At 65.5% G+C, this 2,228-nt stretch carries 2 protein-coding genes and 1 pseudogene; all 3 read right to left on the minus strand.

Going from position 1 to position 2,228, the window contains the following annotated elements:
• Window positions 1-189 (minus strand): annotated as a pseudogene (locus VKP01_RS16305) (CoA synthetase); the annotation flags it as partial.
• Window positions 186-1,022, minus strand: coding sequence for a CoA transferase subunit A (locus VKP01_RS16310; RefSeq protein ID WP_324414173.1), 837 nt, complete (start codon window positions 1,020-1,022; stop codon window positions 186-188). The pseudogene VKP01_RS16305 and the gene VKP01_RS16310, both read right to left, overlap by 4 nt.
• A 116-nt stretch (window positions 1,023-1,138) precedes the next feature.
• Window positions 1,139-2,041, minus strand: coding sequence for a gamma-glutamylcyclotransferase (locus VKP01_RS16315; protein ID WP_324414175.1), 903 nt, complete (start codon window positions 2,039-2,041; stop codon window positions 1,139-1,141).
• Window positions 2,042-2,228: the final 187 nt, after the last annotated feature.

Raw genomic sequence — 2,228 nt, forward strand, 5'->3', positions numbered from 1 at the left:
GAAATTGTGCCGTGTGCTGCCCAGCACCGAGACGCGCATCGCCCCGGCGCTTCGCGCCTGCGCCAGCAAAGCCGCAGCACCAGGTATCGGCGAACTTGCCCCCACCGCGACATGGCCACAGCCATCGAGCATGGTCGCGATGCGCGCGATCAGGATCTCGCGCATGTGGATGTCGGTCGCAGCGCTCATGCCAGCACCGTCTGCGATACGTCAGCGTCGACCCCCGCGAGCCAGGCGGCAAAGGCGCCATCATCGCGCGATGCCTGCGCATAGGCGCCGAGCGCCGCCTCGTTCGCACCATAAGCACCGAAAAGGCCGACCGGGTCGGAACCACGCGGCGCCTGCGCGATCGCCTCGACATAGAGCGCGGGAATGGTGGCCCCCGCACGCGCTTCGTCGGCGAGGAAATCGGTATCCACGATACGCTCGACACTGACGAGCGTACGCCGCGCGGCGTGGGCCATCAGCATGAGTTCGCGCCGCACACCGATGAAGACATTGCCGTTTCGGTCAGCAGCAGGGGCATGGAACAGCGCGATTTCCGGGGTTATGGCCGGCACCAGCAAAATCGGATCGCGGCTTTGCGGGGCATAGGGATTGTCCATGAGCTTCCAGTCCGGGCGCTGCGCCACGAGATCGGAGCCGATGATGCCGCGCAGCGGCATGAAGGGGATCCCCTTCTCCGCCGCCTGCAGCCCGGCATGGATGGCAGGACAGGTGGCGTCACGCATGATGATTCTGCCCGCGCGCAGGGCTGCGTTGAACCGTCCCGCGGGGCCGTATTCACCCAGCGAGACGGCTGCGGCTTCGATTTCCGCGACACATCCGGCGCCGATGAGCATATCGGCCTGGAACCCCGCAGTCGGCACGGCCACGAGCCGCAGACCGCGGATGCGCCGGCGCAGCAGCGTGCGGATCACGGCCATGGCGCAGCCGCTGTAATCCGGCGCGATCGCGAGATGCGCGCCGTCGGGGATGCGTGCGCCGAGATCGGCGATGTCGAGAGTCGCGGGACCAGTCATGGCATACCCTCCTGCCCGCTGGGGCGCTGTCATCGAAACAGGATCATACAGGCGAAGCAGGATAGCTTAAGCGTCAAACGCGCAGACCAACCTGTGCCAAAGGCGCTGACGCAAGCTCAGCCTGCACGCCTGTGACTGCGCCAGCAACCGCCGGCAATGATCGGAAAATGGTCATGGTCGAGCAGGATATAGGCCCAGGCGGTGATTGCGGTATCCGCTTCCGATGCCGCCTCCTCCCGCGCCGTCACGGGCACGCGGCGATAGACATTGCCGGGCGCCCCGTAACCGCCGAAATCCTCATAACCGTCGAAAGCATCAAGAACGCTCGTGATATCGGCAAAGGCGAGCAATTCGCCACGCACCTGCGCATCCTTGCTTCCCTCCTGCGGCACCGGACGCACCATACCCGGATAAGGCCCACAATCCTTGAGCAGGCCCGTTACCCGCGCCGGGCGCGGTTCCGGCGGCCTCGTCTCATGCGACCAGTGATGATCTCCGCGCTCACCGCGCATCAACGTGCCATAGACGAACGCAGTATGGATATCTCCTGACGGACGCCCCGCTGCCGCATCGTCGAGGATGCTCGCATCGATGCCGAACGCCGCGCGCCCTGCCGCGCAAACCGCGCGATAATCTGCATGCGGTGCCACGAAGGGGACACGATCCTGCGGCCTCACCCGATAGGTGAAAGCTTCGATCTCAGCGCCGTGTTCATCGAGCACGGTGATCGGCACCCGCTCATAGACACGCGGTGCACCCTCCTTGTGATCGAGTGCGGCGAGCGTCGCATCGCACACGGAAAACAGCAGACCCGGAACGGCGGCACCGCGACGCGGCAGGATGTCGAGCACGCCGCCCTCGCGCTTTTGCGAGTAGCGGGTGAAGGCCAGCGTGTGATCGGGCGCGACGGCGGGGTGCAGCGGTTGCAGCCCGTCAGCTCGGAGCCCGTGGCGACGGCAATAGGCGCTCCAGTCATGGAGTTCGAGATTGGAGCCGTAGGCGAAATAAGGGCGTTTCATCGCCGTAAAATCGCGCCGCGCAAGGCAATCGTCAAGGCGACCATCAAAAGCAACCGGCCGCCCGTGGGCGACCGATGATTTTCGTCTAACGTGATCGCCTCACTCGGCGGGGCGGACCATCATGGCGATGGTGTACTGGTCGACGCGGGGCGTCAGGTCCAGATTGCTTGCGAAGGCCCAGGGGGTG

This window comes from Saliniramus sp. (assembly GCF_035311605.1).
Classification (GTDB): domain Bacteria; phylum Pseudomonadota; class Alphaproteobacteria; order Rhizobiales; family Beijerinckiaceae; genus Saliniramus.